Source organism: Gemmatimonadales bacterium (genome assembly GCA_035502185.1).
Classification (GTDB): Bacteria; Gemmatimonadota; Gemmatimonadetes; order Gemmatimonadales; family JACORV01; genus Fen-1245.
On the sequence record DATJUT010000063.1, the window covers coordinates 11,989 to 26,935 of the forward strand.

Annotated in this window: 13 protein-coding genes; 4 read left to right on the top strand and 9 right to left on the bottom strand. The window is 72.5% G+C overall.

Annotated elements, in window-relative coordinates:
- Positions 1-28: 28 nt before the first annotated feature.
- Positions 29-694: a hypothetical protein gene (locus VMF70_08315; GenBank protein ID HTT68017.1), complete on the top strand. Its 666-nt coding sequence runs from the start codon at positions 29-31 to the stop codon at positions 692-694.
- Positions 695-821: 127 nt separating this feature from the next.
- A complete protein-coding gene (efp, locus tag VMF70_08320) occupies positions 822-1,379 on the top strand; it encodes an elongation factor P (GenBank protein HTT68018.1) in 558 nt (185 codons plus the stop codon).
- Here the strand turns inward: efp and VMF70_08325 are convergent, their stop codons facing one another.
- Entirely contained in the window at positions 1,380-2,810 is a 1,431-nt protein-coding gene (locus VMF70_08325; GenBank protein ID HTT68019.1) for an ATP-binding protein, read from the bottom strand.
- 101 nt (positions 2,811-2,911) lie between these two features.
- On the opposite strand from VMF70_08325, the gene VMF70_08330 reads away from it, so the two are divergent.
- Positions 2,912-4,141, top strand: coding sequence for an LssY C-terminal domain-containing protein (locus VMF70_08330; GenBank protein ID HTT68020.1), 1,230 nt, complete (start codon positions 2,912-2,914; stop codon positions 4,139-4,141).
- On the opposite strand, the gene VMF70_08335 is transcribed toward VMF70_08330, so the two are convergent.
- Genes VMF70_08335 through VMF70_08360 form a run of 6 tightly spaced genes read right to left on the bottom strand, consistent with a single transcriptional unit; the run spans position 4,138 to position 12,215 of the window.
- Positions 4,138-5,058, bottom strand: coding sequence for a proline dehydrogenase family protein (locus VMF70_08335; GenBank protein ID HTT68021.1), 921 nt, complete (start codon positions 5,056-5,058; stop codon positions 4,138-4,140). The two genes, VMF70_08330 and VMF70_08335, sit on opposite strands and share 4 nt — an antisense overlap.
- Before the next feature lies 1 nt (position 5,059).
- Positions 5,060-6,670, bottom strand: coding sequence for a glycerol-3-phosphate dehydrogenase/oxidase (locus VMF70_08340; protein HTT68022.1), 1,611 nt, complete (start codon positions 6,668-6,670; stop codon positions 5,060-5,062).
- Between the two features lie 22 nt (positions 6,671-6,692).
- A complete protein-coding gene (locus VMF70_08345; protein HTT68023.1) occupies positions 6,693-8,285 on the bottom strand; it encodes an FAD-binding oxidoreductase in 1,593 nt (530 codons plus the stop codon).
- 26 nt (positions 8,286-8,311) lie between these two features.
- Positions 8,312-10,501, bottom strand: coding sequence for a transferrin receptor-like dimerization domain-containing protein (locus VMF70_08350; protein ID HTT68024.1), 2,190 nt, complete (start codon positions 10,499-10,501; stop codon positions 8,312-8,314).
- 15 nt (positions 10,502-10,516) lie between these two features.
- The gene (locus VMF70_08355; GenBank protein ID HTT68025.1) at positions 10,517-11,266 is read right to left on the bottom strand and encodes a rhomboid family intramembrane serine protease; all 750 of its coding nucleotides are present in this window, start codon (positions 11,264-11,266) and stop codon (positions 10,517-10,519) included.
- 10 nt (positions 11,267-11,276) lie between these two features.
- Positions 11,277-12,215, bottom strand: coding sequence for an ion channel (locus tag VMF70_08360; protein HTT68026.1), 939 nt, complete (start codon positions 12,213-12,215; stop codon positions 11,277-11,279).
- Positions 12,216-12,318: 103 nt separating this feature from the next.
- On the opposite strand from VMF70_08360, the gene VMF70_08365 reads away from it, so the two are divergent.
- Complete coding sequence (locus tag VMF70_08365; GenBank protein HTT68027.1) at positions 12,319-12,726, top strand: hypothetical protein; 408 nt, start codon at positions 12,319-12,321, stop codon at positions 12,724-12,726.
- 18 nt (positions 12,727-12,744) lie between these two features.
- On the opposite strand, the gene VMF70_08370 is transcribed toward VMF70_08365, so the two are convergent.
- Both VMF70_08370 and VMF70_08375 read right to left on the bottom strand, forming a co-directional pair.
- Complete coding sequence (locus VMF70_08370) at positions 12,745-13,896, bottom strand: hypothetical protein (protein HTT68028.1); 1,152 nt, start codon at positions 13,894-13,896, stop codon at positions 12,745-12,747.
- A gap of 29 nt (positions 13,897-13,925) precedes the next feature.
- Positions 13,926-14,933, bottom strand: coding sequence for a YpdA family putative bacillithiol disulfide reductase (locus VMF70_08375; protein HTT68029.1), 1,008 nt, complete (start codon positions 14,931-14,933; stop codon positions 13,926-13,928).
- Positions 14,934-14,947 lie beyond the last annotated feature (14 nt).

The window sequence follows — 14,947 nt, forward strand, 5'->3', positions numbered from 1 at the left end:
GGGAGCTCCCAACCGGTCCGGAGGCCTCGTGTTCGTCGGGCACTTCGCGCTGGGCTTCGCCGCCAAGCGCCTCGCTCCCAGGACGTCGCTGGGCACCCTGTTCGCGGCTCCCGAGTTCGCGGACATCCTCTTCCCGCTGTTCGTGCTCCTGGGATGGGAGAAGGTGGCGTTCGCCGGCGGCACCAACCCGTTCCTGTCGATCACGCTCGACCAGTACCCGCTCTCGCACGGCCTGCTCACCCTCGTCGCGTGGGGCGTGCTGTTCGCGGCGCTCTATCGCCTGCGCACCCGGTACGATCGGGGCGCCGTCGTGGTCGGGCTGCTGGTGGTGAGCCACTGGGTGCTGGATTTCGTCACGCACCGGCCGGACATGCCGCTGTGGCCCGGCGGCCCCAAGGTGGGGTTGGAGCTGTGGGCGTCGGTCCCGGGCACGATCGTCGTCGAGGGCGTGCTGTTCGTCGGTGGCGTGGCGCTCTACGCAAGCGCGACGCGCGCGAGGGACGCGGTAGGGCGCTTCGGACTGTGGGCCCTGGTCGCGCTGCTCGTCGTGCTGTACGTGGCATCGCTCGCGCCCACCCCGCCGCCGTCACCGGCCGCGTTCGCGCTGGTCGGGGTTCTCTTGATGGTGGTGCTGCTGGGCCTGGGGGCCTGGATCGATCGTCATCGCGAGGCTTCGCCGTCTCCGGCTCCCTGAGGCGCGGGTGGCGCGCACCGGGCGCGGCGGTTAGGTTCCCGCCCGGTTCTGGGGGCGCCGCAACGCGGCCGGCAGAGTCGGCCTCCTGCGGCGCCCCTTGGTTCAACCTTTGCAGCAGCAGGGAGTCATGAAGGCTTCAGACGTACGCAAGGGGCACGTCCTGATCGTTGACGGCCAGCCGTGCCGGGTCCTGGATTTCCAGCACCGCACGCCCGGGAACCTGCGCGCGTTCGTGCAGGTCCGGATGCGGAACCTGGTGAGCGGAAACACGTTCGACACCCGATACATCGCGACCGAGTACGTGGACGAGGCGCGGCTCGACACCAAGGAGTTTCAGGTGCTCTACCGCGACGACCAGGGCGTGCACGTGATGGACGCCAACAGCTTCGAGCAATACACGCTCGCCAACGACGTCGTGGGCGAGGCGGCGCCCTGGCTCGAGCCGGAGATCCACCTCCAGGCGGAGATGCTCGACGGGCAGGTGGTCGGACTGCAGCTGCCGGCGGCGATGGAGTACACGATCGCCGATACCGCACCGGTGATGAAGAGCGCGACGAAGACGGCCAGCACGAAGCCGGCCAAGCTCAGCAACGGCATGACCATCCAGGTGCCGGAGTTTCTGGACAGCGGCGTGCGGGTGCGGGTGGATCCGCGAACCGGGACCTACCTGGAGCGGGCGAAGTAGCTACGCCGGCGTCGTCGGCCGGTCGAGCGCTCTCCGAACCTGGCGCGCCAGGTCGCTGATGGTCCACGGCTTCGCCACGAACAGCACGCCCGGCTCGAGCAGCGAGCGCTGCCCGATGTCGCTCTCGGTGTAGCCGCTGGTGAACAGGAAGCGAGTCGCGGGGTCGGTGGCGCGCACGGCCTGGTAGAGCGCGGGCCCGCCCACCTTGGGCATCAACACGTCGGAGAGGATCAAGTCGATGTGGTCGCGGTGGTCGCGGTGCAGCCCGAGGGCCTCCTCGCCGTCGGCCGCCTCCATGACCGTGTAGCCGAGGCGCTCGAGGACCCGCCGGGTGGTGCTGCGCAGCTCCTCCTTGTCCTCGACCAGCAGGATCGTCTCGTTCCCTCCGACCAGCTCGTCGCGCTTGGCGGTCGCCGCGGCATCGACGGCCGCGGCCTCGGGGGACACCGGCAGGTAGACCTTGACGGCCGTCCCGATCCCCGGCTCGCTGTACACGTGCACAAAACCGCCGTGCTGCTTGGTGAGACCGTAGACCATCGCCATGCCCAGCCCGGTCCCCGTGCCGGGTGCCTTGGTCGTGAAGAAGGGCTCGAAGACCCGCTCGACGGTCGCCGGATCCATGCCGACGCCGGTGTCGTTCACCGCGACGCAGTAGTAGGACTGCGCCTCCCCCCACGACGCGGTCTCGGGGTACGCTCCGCGCGTCGGTGCGGCGGAAACCTCGATGGTGAGCGTGCCACCCTGAGCCATCGCGTCCCGCGCGTTGGTGACGAGGTTGAGCAGCACCTGCTGCAGCGCGCCGCTGTCGGCCCACACCGGGCACGGCTCCGGCGGCGGGACGATGCGCATCTCGACGTTGTCCGGGAGGATGGGCCGCACCATCTGGGACAGGTCGGCCACGACCTCGCGCAGGTCGAGCGTCTTGAAGTTGAGGTCGGCGCGCCGGCTGAAGCCAAGCAGCCCCTTGACCATGCTGGCGCCACCGCGCGCGGCGTCCTGGACCTTCCGCACGCTGATCAGGAGGTCGGTGCGGTCGGGCGGGATCGCCGAGGCCAGCAGCTCGCTGTTGGCGAGGATCACCGCGAGGATGTTGTTGAAGTCGTGCGCGATGCCGCCGGCCAGCTGGCCGATGGTCTCGAGCTTCTGCGCCTGCCGCAGCTGGGCCTCGAGCCAGCGGCGCTCCGCCGCCTCGGCGGCGGTGCGAATCCCCTCGACCCGGTGCAACACCTCCATCAGCTGCTCGGACGTCGTGTGGGGCGAGAACAGCCGCAGGACCGCTTCCTTGAAGGCCACGGCGAGGCGGGTGACGGCGTTGCGGTCCGGCGGCGGGGCGCCCGGGGGTGCGTTGGCGGCGCGACCGATCAGTCCCGCGCGGCCGGGGGGCGTCGTCCGGGGAGACTGCATCAGCGCGCGGGCCAGGATGCGATGCACGCCGAAAGGCTAGCGCCGCCGCGCCCGGCGAGAAAGGGTGCGCCCCGGGGGCGGCCCGCGGTTCTCCGCGGGGGGCCGTCCCGCTGCTAGGTTACACCCTCATGACGCCCGCCCTGCTGGCAGCGATCCTCCTCCTGGCACAGGGGCCCCGACAGGCCTCGGTGCTGCCGGCCGGGACCGCGATCCCCATCCGGTTCCCGGAGTCCATCGAGGGGGGACGCGAGAAAGTGGGCACCGTGGTCCTGCTCCAGACCACGGGACCGCTCGCGGCCCTGGGATGCGCGGTGGTCCCGGCGTTCGCGCGGGTCGCAGCCACCGTGCTCGTCTCGCGCCCGGCGAGATCGTTCGGCCGCAGGGGCCGGCTCGAGCTGCGCTTCGACTCGTTGGCGGCCGGCCGGGCCTGGGTGCCGCTCGCCGCGGTGCTCGATTCACTCGAGTGGGCCGCGCGAGGGACGCTCACCCGCCAGGGGGAGCTGGTGGAGCGGCCGCGCTCGCTCCGCGGCGTGGTGGGGACCGCCGGCGCCGTGGGGCTGGCGGGCGCTGCGACCGGAGTCGGCGTGGTGCCCGTGTTCGTCCTGACGGGAGTCAACCTCGCGCTGCGAGGTGGACAGGCCCACATCCTGGCTGGACAGCGCGGCTGGCTGCGGCTCTCGGCACCGCTGGAGGTGCCGGCACCGGCGCGGTGCGAGCCGGCGGTCAGTCCCTGGGTGAGCGCCGCCGTGCCGGCCGTCCCGGCCCTGCCGCCGCAGGCGACGGACAAGCGCGGCACCACCACCGCGGATCCCATCAATCTGCTGTTTCGCGGCACGCGTGCGGAGCTGGATACGGCGTTCGAGCGGGCGGGCTGGACCGCGGCGAAGCGGTCGACGTTCGGCGCACTGGCCGTCGAGACCGAGGCAATCGTGCTGCAGCGGAGCGACACCGCCGCGCCGATGAGCCACGAGTACTATCTGGGGCGCGTGGAGGATCTGCGGTACGAGCGCGCGAGCCTGTCGGCCCGGGCGCGGCACCACGCGCGTCTGTGGCGGGCGGACGCGTCCGACACCCTGTGGGCGGCCGCGGCCACCGAGGACATCGGCGTGCTGGTGAGCGCGCGACGTCGCACCGTCACCCACCGCATCGCGGCGGACATCGACCGTGAGCGCGACCTGCTGGTCGGGGATCTGCTGGCGGGTGGCTGCGTGGTGCTCGAGGGCTACGCCACGCTCCCGGGCGCGAAGCACGCCGGTACCAGCGTGGCGCACCAGCCGTACGTGACCGACGCGCGGGCGGCCGTCCTCCGCGCCTCGCGCTGCGCGACCTCAGGCCGCAAGGGAAGCGGCCTTCCCTAGACCAGATTCTTCAGCACGAACCAGACGTTGGCGGGGCGCTCGGCCAGGCGCCGCAGGTACCAGGCAAACCACGCACTCCCGTAACTGATCAGCACCCGCACCGTCTCCCCGGCCGAGGCCAGCGCCAGCTGGTCCCTCTCCCTGATCCCGTAGAGCATGTGGAACTCGCACCGGCGCGGCGGGACGCCCATCTCCGCCGCGCGGGCGCGAATCCGGGTCACGAGGCGCATGTCGTGGGTGCCGAAGACCGGCCGGGCTTTCCCCGCCGCCGCGCGCTCGAGGAGCCGGATGGCCAGGGCATAGTAGGCGGCATCGACCTCGCGCTTCTTCGGGAAGGCCGCGGATGGCGCTTCGGCGTACGCACCCTTCACCAGCCGAATGGCAGGCTCCAGCGGTAGCAGGGCCTCGAGGTCGCGCGGTGTCCGCCGCAGGTACGCCTGGAGGCAGACGCCGACGTCCAACCGGTCGGCCCGGATCCGCCGGTACAGGTCGAGCGTGGCCTCGGTGTAACGGCCGTCCTCCATGTCGATCCACAGGGTCGAGCCGCTCGGAGTGCGGGCGGCGAGCGCGCGTACGGCGCGCTCGCACGCGCCCGGGTCGGCGTCGAGGCCGAGCTGAGTGAGCTTGATCGAGAGCTGCGTCGGCAGCTCCGCCCGCTCGATCCGTGCGAGCGCGTCGCCGTAGTCACGCGCCACGTCCTCCGCCTCGGCGAGGGTCGTGACGTTCTCGCCGAGCTTGGTCAGGACCGTGCCGATGCCCCGCAGGGAGAGCGTGCGAGCGGCATCGAGGGCATCCGACAGCTCCTCTCCCGGCATGAACCTCCGGACGGCGCGGCCGACGAAGCGGCGACGCCGCAGCACGCCGGCGAGGAAGGGGCTGCGCGAGGCGCGCAGCAGGAGGCTGCGGGCGAGGGACACGTCACCGCCCTCCCGGCTGCCGGCCGGCCAGCGACTCGGCCGGCACGTGGTAGCAGGTGCGCCACAGACCGAGATAGGCGTCGACCTCCCGTTCCCACCGCGCGTCGTCCCATCCCAGCTCGGCCTGGCAGATCCGCTTCGCGTCGGGCAGCAGGGCGCGCGCACCCTCGGGCAGCAGCAGGCCGAGTCTCACCCGGCGCAGCAGCAGGTCGTCGAGGTGAACGACGCCCTCGGCGCGCGCCGCCCAGCGCAGCTCCGCCCAGAGGCTCCGCGTCCCGGGAATGGCCGCGAGCTCGCCCGGCTGCGCGGCGGAGGCCAGGCCCGCGGCCTCCATCCCGTAACGGCCCAGCAGCCGCCGGCGCGCCTCCTCGTCGAGCGCTTCCGCGCCGGGGGGGACGCGTGCGTCGACCGGGTCGATCACCCGCGTGCGGGCACGCAGCCCCTTGAGGGCCGGAAGCCGACGCCGCGCCGCTCTCAGGGCGTCGAGCGCCATCAGCCGGAAGGTCGTGAGCTTCCCTCCGGTCACCGTCAGCAGGCCCTCCTCGTCCCAGACCGCGTGGTCACGCGACTCCCGCGAGGGGTCGGCCTTGCCCGTGTTGATCACCGGCCGCACGCCGGAGAAGCTGGCCATCACGTCGGCGGGTCCGACGCCCAGCGACGGGAATTCCGCGTCGATGGCGGTGAAGAGGTAGCGGAGCTCGTCCGTCGTCATCGCGGGCTCGGCGTCGAGCGGGAGGGCGTGATCGACGTCGGTCGTTCCGATCAGGGTCGCCCCCTCCCACGGCATGAAGAACACCGGGCGGCCGTCGTGGGGATGCGAGACCGTCAGCGCCTGCGCCAGCGGGAACCGCCAGGCGGGGAAGGTGATGTGGCTGCCCCGCAGCGGGCGGATCCGCGCCGGCGCGCCCAATTGAGCGCGAAGCCGGTCCGCCCACGCGCCGGTGGCGTTGATGACCACCGTGGCCCGCACCTCGGCGGAGCGAGCCCGCTCGCGGTCCCGGAGCCGCACTCCGGTGACGATGCCGTCCTCCCGGATCAGGCCCTCCGCCGCCGCGTAGTTCAGCGCCACCGCGCCCGCCGCGACGGCCTCCTTGAGCACGCGCACCACCAGGCGCGCGTCGTCGGTCTGCGCGTCCCCGTAACGGAATCCACCCTTGAGGCCCCGCTGGGCGATGTGCGGGGCGAGCATCCGGAAGTCCTCGGCGTCGTAGTGCTGGTGGCTCCAACGCACGGCCAGCAGGTCGTAGAGGCTGAGTCCCGCCCGGTAGGTCAGCGATCCCGGTCGCACGCCGTCGTACGTGGCGAGCAGGAAACCCAGACGCTCCACCAGGCCGGGCGCCTCGGCTACGAGCCGCTCGCGCTCCGTGACGCTCGCCCGCGTGAGACGGAGTTTGCCCTCCTTCAGGTACCGGAGGCCGCCGTGCACCAGCTTGGACGAGCGGCTGGACGTGCCCCACGCGAAGTCGCGCTGCTCGACCAGCAGCGCCCGCAGGCCGCGGCGCGCCGCCTCGCGCAGGATCCCGGCACCGGTGATGCCGCCACCGATCACCAGCAGGTCCCAGGGCCCGCCCAGAGCGGCCCACACGGTCTCGCGCCATCCCGTCCGCCACATCGTCGGCTTCTCCTGCCGCCGGTCAGACCAGCTTGCCGGGGTTCATCATGCCGTGGGGATCGAATCGCGCCCACAGGTCCCGAAGCACCTGCATGCCCAGCTCGCCCTTCTCGGCGGCGAGCCAGGGCGCGTTGTCGAGTCCGACCCCGTGATGGTGGGAGATCGTGGCCCCGTGGGCGACGATGGCGCCGCTCGCCGCGGCCTTGAGCGTGCGCCACCGGTCGAGCGTCTCGTCCGGGTCGGCGGCGAGGCGGAACAGGTACGTCGTGTAGAGGCTGGCGCCGTCCGGGTAGAAGTGCGACAGGTGCGTGAAAACGTGGACCCGCTCGCCCAGCGGGAGCAGCGCCCCCTCGAGGGCCGCCTCGAGCGCCTGCACCAGCGTCGGCACCTGGCTCCAGCGGGTCGCGGTCTCGAGCGTGTCGACGGCGTACCCGGCCTCCCACAGCGAATTGCGCAGATACGGCACGCGGAACCGGCTCCGCTGCCATTGCTTCCCCACGACCGCGCCGCCGACCCGGACGCCACGATGCGCGAGCGCCATGCCGATCGCGTCCTTCCGGGCGACCGTCACGATCGACCGGCGGCCGGTGAATCCGAGCAGCAGCATGCACTTCTCCGTTCCGGCGCCCCGCAGCGACAACACGCCCTCGAGCGCCTGGATCAGGCGCTCGTGCCCGGCAAGGCGGAGGGTGGTTTCGGTCTCGACCGCGGTGCTGAGGCGCAGCATGCTGAGCGGCAGGCGCGCCTGCACCAGTTCGCGCACGGCCGCCACGCCGTCGTCGAAGGTGGACAGGAAGACGGCATAGAAGCGTTCGCGCTCCGGCAGCGGCGAGACGCGGACGGTGGCCTCGGTGATGATGCCCAGCCGCCCCTCGCAGCCGAGGACGATCTCGCGCAGGTCGGGGCCCGCTGCGGATGCCGGATGAGGCGGCAGCTCCAGGGTGCCGGCGGGCGCCTCCACGCGGCCGCCGGCGAACAGGCGCTCGATGCGCCCGTAGCCCAGCGACTGCTGGCCGCTGGATCGCGTGGCGATCCAGCCGCCGAGCGTGGAGTACTCGAACGACTGCGGGAAGTGACCGAGCGTGAAGCCGCGGGCCCGCAGCTGCGCCTCGAGGTCGGGGCCCGCGACGCCCGCGCCGAAGGCGGCGAGCTGGCTGACGTCGTCGAAGCGCTGGAGGCCGTTCATCCGAGCGAGACTGACGGTGAGCACCGGTGCGTCCCCGTCGACCGGGTTGACGTGCCCCACGACGCTGGTGCCTCCGCCGTACGGAATGAGCCGCGCGCCGGTCCGCGCGCCGTAGCCGAGCAGCGCCCGCACGCCATCGGGGGTGCTCGGCTGCGCGACGCCGTCGGGAGCCCGGCCCAGACGGCCGCTTCGAGTAGCCACCCAGTCGGGCAGGCTCTGCCCGCGGGCGTGGCGCACGCGCAGCTCCGGCGAGCGGTCGATCAGGGCGTGCGGCGCGAGCCGGGAAGGGGGAGCCGCGGCGACCACGTCGGCCAATCGCGCCGGCGCGATCGTGAGGCCCGGGCCGAGCCGTTGCTCGAGCAGGCGGACGGCGGCGGGCGGCACGGGGTACCCGGTCGCCTCGTCTCCCCAGCCGTTCCAGCGTCGCATGGTGCGGCCCCCGTGTCCCGGTCTCGCTAGTGCAGCGCCGCTCCGAGCGCGTCGGCCGCCCGGTCGACCTCGTCGGCCAGGCGCCCGACCGCCGCCGTGACGCGCGCGGCCTGGGTCACCGCCTCGTCCGGCCTACCGAGTTCCAGCGCCTCGCGGATCCCCGGCATCGTCTTGACGCCGTAGCCGGTGTAGAGGCCCGGCGCGTAGATCAGGTTCCGGAACCAGGGCCGGGCCGGGAGGCCGGCCGTGTCCGCCAGGGCGCGCTCGGTGCGATACAGCATCCGGTTCACGCGGTCCAGCGCGTCGGCGCGCGCGGCGACCTCGGCCGCCGAGAGTCCGTCGAGACGGGTCAGGGCGCTGTCGTAGCGGGTTGCCGCGGCCGCCAGGTGCGCCACCGCCTGGCGCAGCGGACCCAGGTCCAGCTTCCGGGAGCTGTCGCGGGCCGCGGCGAGGCGCGCCAGCTCGCCCACGTAACCGTCGAACTTCCGTGCCGCTCCCCCGAACTCGAAGGGCAGGACCGGCGCGTCGGCCATCCGCAGGATGGCGGTGCCCACGGTGCGCGCCTGCGCCACCTCGGCGGTGAGCGAGGTGTCCAGGAAGCGGAGGTAGAACGTGTAGTCGTCGTAGATCGAGTGGTAGATGCCGTCCTCGGTCGCGCCGCCGTAGCGCACGTCGAGCGAGGCCACGCCCAGGTGGTCGATGAACGCCGTGTAGTCGGAGCCGGAGCCCAGGGCGCCGACGGAGAAGGCCGTGTCGGCGTCGACGCGCGCCGAATCGCGGGCGCGTTCCTCGCGCCGGTGCTGGCGGGCGGCCTCGAGCGCGCTCCGGCCGCTGTCGGTGGGGGCGGGCACGTCGCGGGCGACCTCGAAGAGGAACTGCTCCAGCGACGGCGACCCCGAGGCCCCGAGCCACCCCTGCTCGTTCACGTCGCCGTTGAAGTAGACCACGGCCTTGTCCGCCAGCTCGTCGGCGTGTTTCTCCGCCCACTCGGTGGAGCCCAGCAACCCCCACTCCTCGCCATCCCACGCCGCGAGCACGATGGTGCGCGCGGGCCGCCAGCCGGTCCTGAGGAGCACGCCGAGCGCGCGAGCGGTTTCGTCGAGGGAGACCTGGCCGGAGATCGGGTCGGCCGCGCCGTTGACCCAGGCGTCGTGGTGGTTCCCGTACAGGACCCACTCGTCGGGACGAGTCGCGCCGCGGATCACCGCGACCACGTCGTAGAGCGGCCGGGTCTTCCACTCGAAGCGCACGGCCAGCCGCGCGCGCCCAGGTCCGGGGCCGACGTGGTACGTGAGGGGCAGCGCGCCCCGCCACGACGGGGGCGCCACCGGCCCCTCGAGACTCCTCAGCAGCGGGAGCGCGTCGCCGTAGGAGATGGGCAGGACGGGGATGGCGGCCAGGGTCTGGGCGGCGCTGATCGGCAGACGCCGGGAGCCGGGCTCGGAGGCCCAGCCCGGCGAGAGCGGATCGCCCGGGTAGACGGGCATGTCCATCACGCTGCCCCGCTGCACGCCCTGCGGGGGACGCATCGGGCCCCGTGGCCAGGTGTCGCCCTGGAAGAACCCGTCGTCGCGCGGATCGGAGTAGATCACGCATCCGATCGCGCCGTGCTCGGCCGCCACCTTGGGCTTGATGCCGCGCCAGGATCGGCCGTAGCGCGCGACCACGATCTTCCCCCGCACGCTGATGCCGAGACTGTCCAGCGTCCGGTAGTCGTCCGGCACGCCGTAGTTCACGTAGACGAGGTCGCCGGTGACGTCGCCGTCGGGCGAGTAGGCGTTGAAGGTCGGCAGCTGATCCGCTTGTCCCGACGTCGGATCGCCGGGCACCGGCGGCTCCCGCAGCGCCGCCGTGTAGGGGGTCGGCGCGAGCAACTCGAGCGAGCGGCTCAGCGGTCGCGGCATCAGGGCCTCGAACTGCTCGATGGAGGCGTCCAGGCCGAACGAGCGGAACTTGGCGAGGATCGCGGCCGCCACCCGGTGCGAGCGCTCGGTGCCCGCCTCGTGGGGAAACGCACTCAAGGCGACCAGCTGGGCGCGGAGCGTGTCGCGGCTCGGCGCGGCGCGCAGCGTCTCCTCGTGCGCGCGCTCGGCCGCCAGCATCGTACCGGGAAAGCCGCGCACCGCCCGGTCGGGCGCGGCCTGGCCCGCGAGCCCGCCAGCGGCGGCCAGCGACGCCAGTCCCAATCCCCACAGCGTGCGTCCGAAGGCGATCATCAGCTTCTCCTCCGTCTATTGAGCGCTGAACCTCTCGAGAAACGCCCGCTCGTCGGGCGTGAGGCTGGCGGCGCCCGCCATCGCCACCTTGGTCATGACCCGCTCGTACTCCTCGCGGTTGACGGGGTGCAGCGCGTCGGGCCGGATTCGTCTCCAGCGCTCGAGATCCGCGGCCGAGCTCCGGGGGGCGCCCGCGGCGACTCGCGCCCGGAACTGCACGGCGGGCGAGCGCAGCTCGATCCAGCGCAGGTACAGGAACCCGCCCGCGAAGCCCCCGAGGTGGGCGAAGTTCGCGATGCCCGCCTGCCCGGTCAGTCCCCCGAACAGGGCCATCGCCGTCATCAGCACCACCAGCAGGCGCGCCTCGAGCCGCAGGACGAAGAACAGGTAGATGGGGTCGCGCGGCCAGAAGTGCGCGTAGCCCAGCATGACACCGAAGACCGCTCCCGACGCACCCACGATGCGCGCGTAGGGCGTGAGCAGCGACGCCAGGGCGCCGGCCACGCCGCTCGCGAGATACAGGCCGATGAACCGGCGTCCGCCGAGCCGCGCCTCGAGCCGCGGGCCGAAGAAGTACAACGCCAGCATGTTGAAGAAGAGGTGCGAGAAGCCGGCGTGCAGGAACATGTAGCTGACGACGGTCCACGGGCGCAGCGGGATCCACGCGGGCACCAGGACGAACAGGCCGGCGACCCCGGGCGCACTCTGCTCGAGGAGCAGCATCGCCACGTTGGCGAAGATGAGCAGCGTCACCCAGGGGGTCATGGCGGGCGCCCTAGGCCGCGGGCTCGATGCCGTGGAGCCGGCCCACGTCGATGGTCATGGGCTCGTCGCCGGTCGGGTGGCGGTAGATGTCGCTGAACTTCGCGCCCCACACGATCTCGTCCCACTTGTACGAGCTGCGCGCGTGCACCCGCTGCGAGAACGTCTCGTCGACGCCGGTGAGCAGCACCAGGAACTCGCCGTCCGCGCGGCGCAGGTCGTCGCGCGTCAACCCCCGCAGCGGGCTGGACTCGTCGATGGGATGCACCACGGTCCACGAAAGCGGGAAGAAGACGACCGAGTCGCGCTCCAGCGTCAGCGGGTAGAAGCGGCGCAGCGGCCGCCCGCCGTGCTCCTCGATCCGCGCGAAGATCACCGTCGCCTCGACCTCCAGCAGCTGACTGCTGCGCGCGTTCGCGATCCGGAACTCGAACGCCGTGATCCCCCGGTAGGGCGCGATCACCGCCGTGCGGCTGAACAGCACCCGCGCGGTGGGGCGCGAGAACCTCGCGAACAGGAGCCCGGTCGCCAGCGCCAGCCACAACAGGCCCGCCAGCGCCTCCGCCGTCATCACCAGGTTCGCCGCCGCCCCGGCCGGCACCACGCTCCCGTAGCCGATGGTGGAGAACGTCTCGACGCTGAAGAAGAACGCCCGGCCGAACCCCGGCTCGCCGGCCCCGACCAGCGCGCCCGCGCCGCACAGCAGGTACGCCGCGGCGAACAGCGCGTTCACCAGCAGGTACGAGCCGGCGACGATCGCCATGAACCGCGGCCAGGAGGTCGTCAGCAGCAGGTGGTAGAGGCTGAGCGAGGAGCCGAGCCGGAGCCCGCGCCGCTCCACGTTGAACGACCCGTCGCGGTTGAGCAGCCGCCGCCGGCTCTCCCGCGCGACGACCGCGCCGAAGCCGAGGTCCCGGCCCTCCTCCGCGTTCACCAGACCAGGTCGCGCCACCCGCCGTCCCTCCGCCGCCCCGCGGCTGTACTTGGCACTACAAAGTACTTGTCAATTCAGAGTCCAGCGGGCATTTTTCCGGCGGACACGCCGCGAGGCTCGCATGTCGGCCCTGACCCGGATCCTCTTCCCGCTGCCGGACTACCGGCGGACGCCGTGGACGCTGCTCCGCTGGTGGGAGTCGCGGCGGCTCACCTACAACGTCGCCGTGGGCGGCGCCGGTCTGGTGACCCTCGGCTTCCTGGTGCTGTTCAGCGTCCTGCCGCCGGGATTGCCGGGGCCCGTGCTCGTGTGGCGCGGCGTCGTAGTTTACGCGGTAGTGGCGAATCTCGGCTATTCCCTGGGCTGGGTGGCCGAGCTGGCGATGCGGGCGCTGTGGAAGGAGCAGGCGCCCGACGCGGGGCCCGCGCTGTTCCGCCAGGGGTTGAGCTTCGCCGTGGGCCTGACGCTGCTGCCGATCCCGGTGATGGGCCTGACCTGGCTGCTGCGCCTGCTGGGCCGCCTGTTCTAGGGTCGGCCGCGCGGCGCGTCAGCGCAGGTGCAGGTTGAGCAGGGGCAACACGCGGAACGGCGACGCGTTGTTGCGGGCGATGTTGAGCAGGCCCACTTGGACGCCGTGCAGCTCGCGCGCGTAGTTCACCAGCCCGATGCTGATTCCCGTCTGCACCCGGCGGATCTGGTTGAACGCGCTGACCGACACACCGGTCATCGCGTAGGTCCTCAGGTTGAGGCCCGCGACGGTGATGCCGGAGGCGCGCGAGGTGCGCACCTGGTAGGCGGCGATCGTGAGGCCGCCGACGCCGCCCTGGCTCACCACCGCGAGGCCGCCGACCGACAGGCCGCGGGCGCGACCCTGGGCCACGAGCGCGATGCCGCTCAGCGACAGGCCGCTGAGGTCGCCCTGCGCGACGGTGGCGAGGCCGCTGACGGTGATGCCGGCGACGTCGCCCTGAGAGACGAGGGCGAGTCCGGCGACGTGGGCGCCCCACATGCTCCCCTGCGAGACGGCGGCGAGACCGCTCAGGCTGGCACCGCCCAGGTGACCCTGCGCCACGGTCCCCAGGCCGGAGACGAAGACGCCGGCCATGCTGCCCTGCGACACGAGGCCCAGGCCGGCCACCGAGAAGCCCGCCATCGATCCTTGCGAGACGACGCCGAGTCCTGACACGCTGGCGCCGGCCATCCCGCCCTGGGAGACGACGCCGAGCCCGGAGACGTTGATGCCCCGCATCTCACCCTGGGTGACGACGCCCAGGCCGGCGAGGCTCAGGCCTTCGAGCGAGCCCTGCGAGACCACGCCCAGGCCGCCGATCGCGATGCCGCGTGCCCGCACGTCGGCGACCACTCCCCCCAGGCCGATCGAGATGCCGTTGAGCTCGGCTGCCGCGGGCGCGGCGAGGCCGAACGCGAGCCCGTTGACGCTGCCGGTCACGGGCTTGCCCGGCTTCCAGAAGGTGACGTTGATGCCGTTGATGCGGTCGAGGCCGGCGTCGCTGAGGTTGAACCGGAGGCCGGTGAACCTGGCGGAGTTTCCGAACGAGATGCCGACTGCGTGGAAGGGCAGGTCGAGGCTCCAGTGGCCCGTCGCCGCGCCCGTGTCGGCTTCGACCTGCGCGACCAAAACCCGCGGAGCGACGGCGAGGGCGACGCTGGCGATCAGCGAACGGACGACCGGACTCATCTCTCCCCCGGGGCTTCCTCCGCTTCGCCCTACGCTCCCGGGCCTCCGGGGTTTCGGCTCCCGGCGGCGGCGAAGATGCGCTCGCCGTCGAAGCGTCCGTTCTCGATGAAGACCTCGGACGTCGCGCGTCCGGCCGTGATGCTGCCGGCCATGTAGACCCCGGGGACGTTGGTCTCGAGGGTCTCGCCGTCGCACTCGGGACGGCCGGTCGCTTCGTCGAGCCGGATCCCGATCCGCCGGAACAGGTCGAAGTCGGGGTGATATCCGGTGAGCGCGTAGACCCGCGCGGCGGCCAGGCGCTCCTCGCGGCCGTCGGCGTCCCGGATGACGACCGCGCTCTCGTCGATGCGCAGCACCTCGGCACCGAGCCGCGCGGCGATCTCTCCCGCCTTGAGACGGTTTTCGAAGTCGGGCTTCAGCCAGTACTTCACGGTGGGCTTCAGCTCCTTGCGGCGGTAGACGAGCGTGACCCGGGCCCCGGCGCGAAACAGCTCCAGCGCCGCCTCGATCGCCGAGTTCTTGCCGCCGATCACGACCACGTCGAGACCGAACGAGCGGTGCGCCTCGTCGAAGCGGTGGCTGACGTGCGGCAGCTGCTCGCCCTCCACGCCCATCAGGTTGGGGTGGTCGTAGTATCCGGTGGCGAGCACCAGCCGGCGGCACCCCACGGCCCTGGAGCCGCGCCGGTCCCGCAGGTCGCAGCGGAGGAGCGTCTGTTCCCGTGTGACCGCCGCGAGGGTGGTGTAGGGCCGGACCCGCAGGCCTTCCGCCCGCACCACGCCGCGGTAGTACTTGAGGGCCTCCTCGCGGGTCGGCTTCTGGCCGGCACACGCCAGCGGGTGGCCGCCGATCTCGAGCAGATCCGGAGTCGTGAAGAACGTCATCCCGATGGGGTAATGCACGATCGAGTTGACGACCGCGCCGGCGTCGATCACCAGCGGGTCGGCGCCGTGGTGCTTGGCGGAGACGGCGCAGGCGAGCCCGATGGGGCCTGCGCCTGCGATCAGCACGTCCTCGACGGGTCGTTCCACGTCCATCGCTACCCCTTGTG

Bases quoted from the DNA above. Each gene is read 5' to 3' on its own strand.
- VMF70_08345 (HTT68023.1), bottom strand. From the start codon at position 8,285: ATGCGACGCTGGAACGGCTGGGGAGACGAGGCGACCGGGTACCCCGTG.
- VMF70_08350 (HTT68024.1), bottom strand. From the start codon at position 10,501: ATGATCGCCTTCGGACGCACGCTGTGGGGATTGGGACTGGCGTCGCTG.
- VMF70_08340 (HTT68022.1), bottom strand. From the start codon at position 6,670: ATGTGGCGGACGGGATGGCGCGAGACCGTGTGGGCCGCTCTGGGCGGG.
- VMF70_08330 (HTT68020.1), top strand. From the start codon at position 2,912: ATGACGCCCGCCCTGCTGGCAGCGATCCTCCTCCTGGCACAGGGGCCC.
- VMF70_08375 (HTT68029.1), bottom strand. From the start codon at position 14,933: ATGGACGTGGAACGACCCGTCGAGGACGTGCTGATCGCAGGCGCAGGC.
- VMF70_08370 (HTT68028.1), bottom strand. From the start codon at position 13,896: ATGAGTCCGGTCGTCCGTTCGCTGATCGCCAGCGTCGCCCTCGCCGTC.
- efp (HTT68018.1), top strand. From the start codon at position 822: ATGAAGGCTTCAGACGTACGCAAGGGGCACGTCCTGATCGTTGACGGC.
- VMF70_08355 (HTT68025.1), bottom strand. From the start codon at position 11,266: ATGACCCCCTGGGTGACGCTGCTCATCTTCGCCAACGTGGCGATGCTG.
- VMF70_08365 (HTT68027.1), top strand. From the start codon at position 12,319: ATGTCGGCCCTGACCCGGATCCTCTTCCCGCTGCCGGACTACCGGCGG.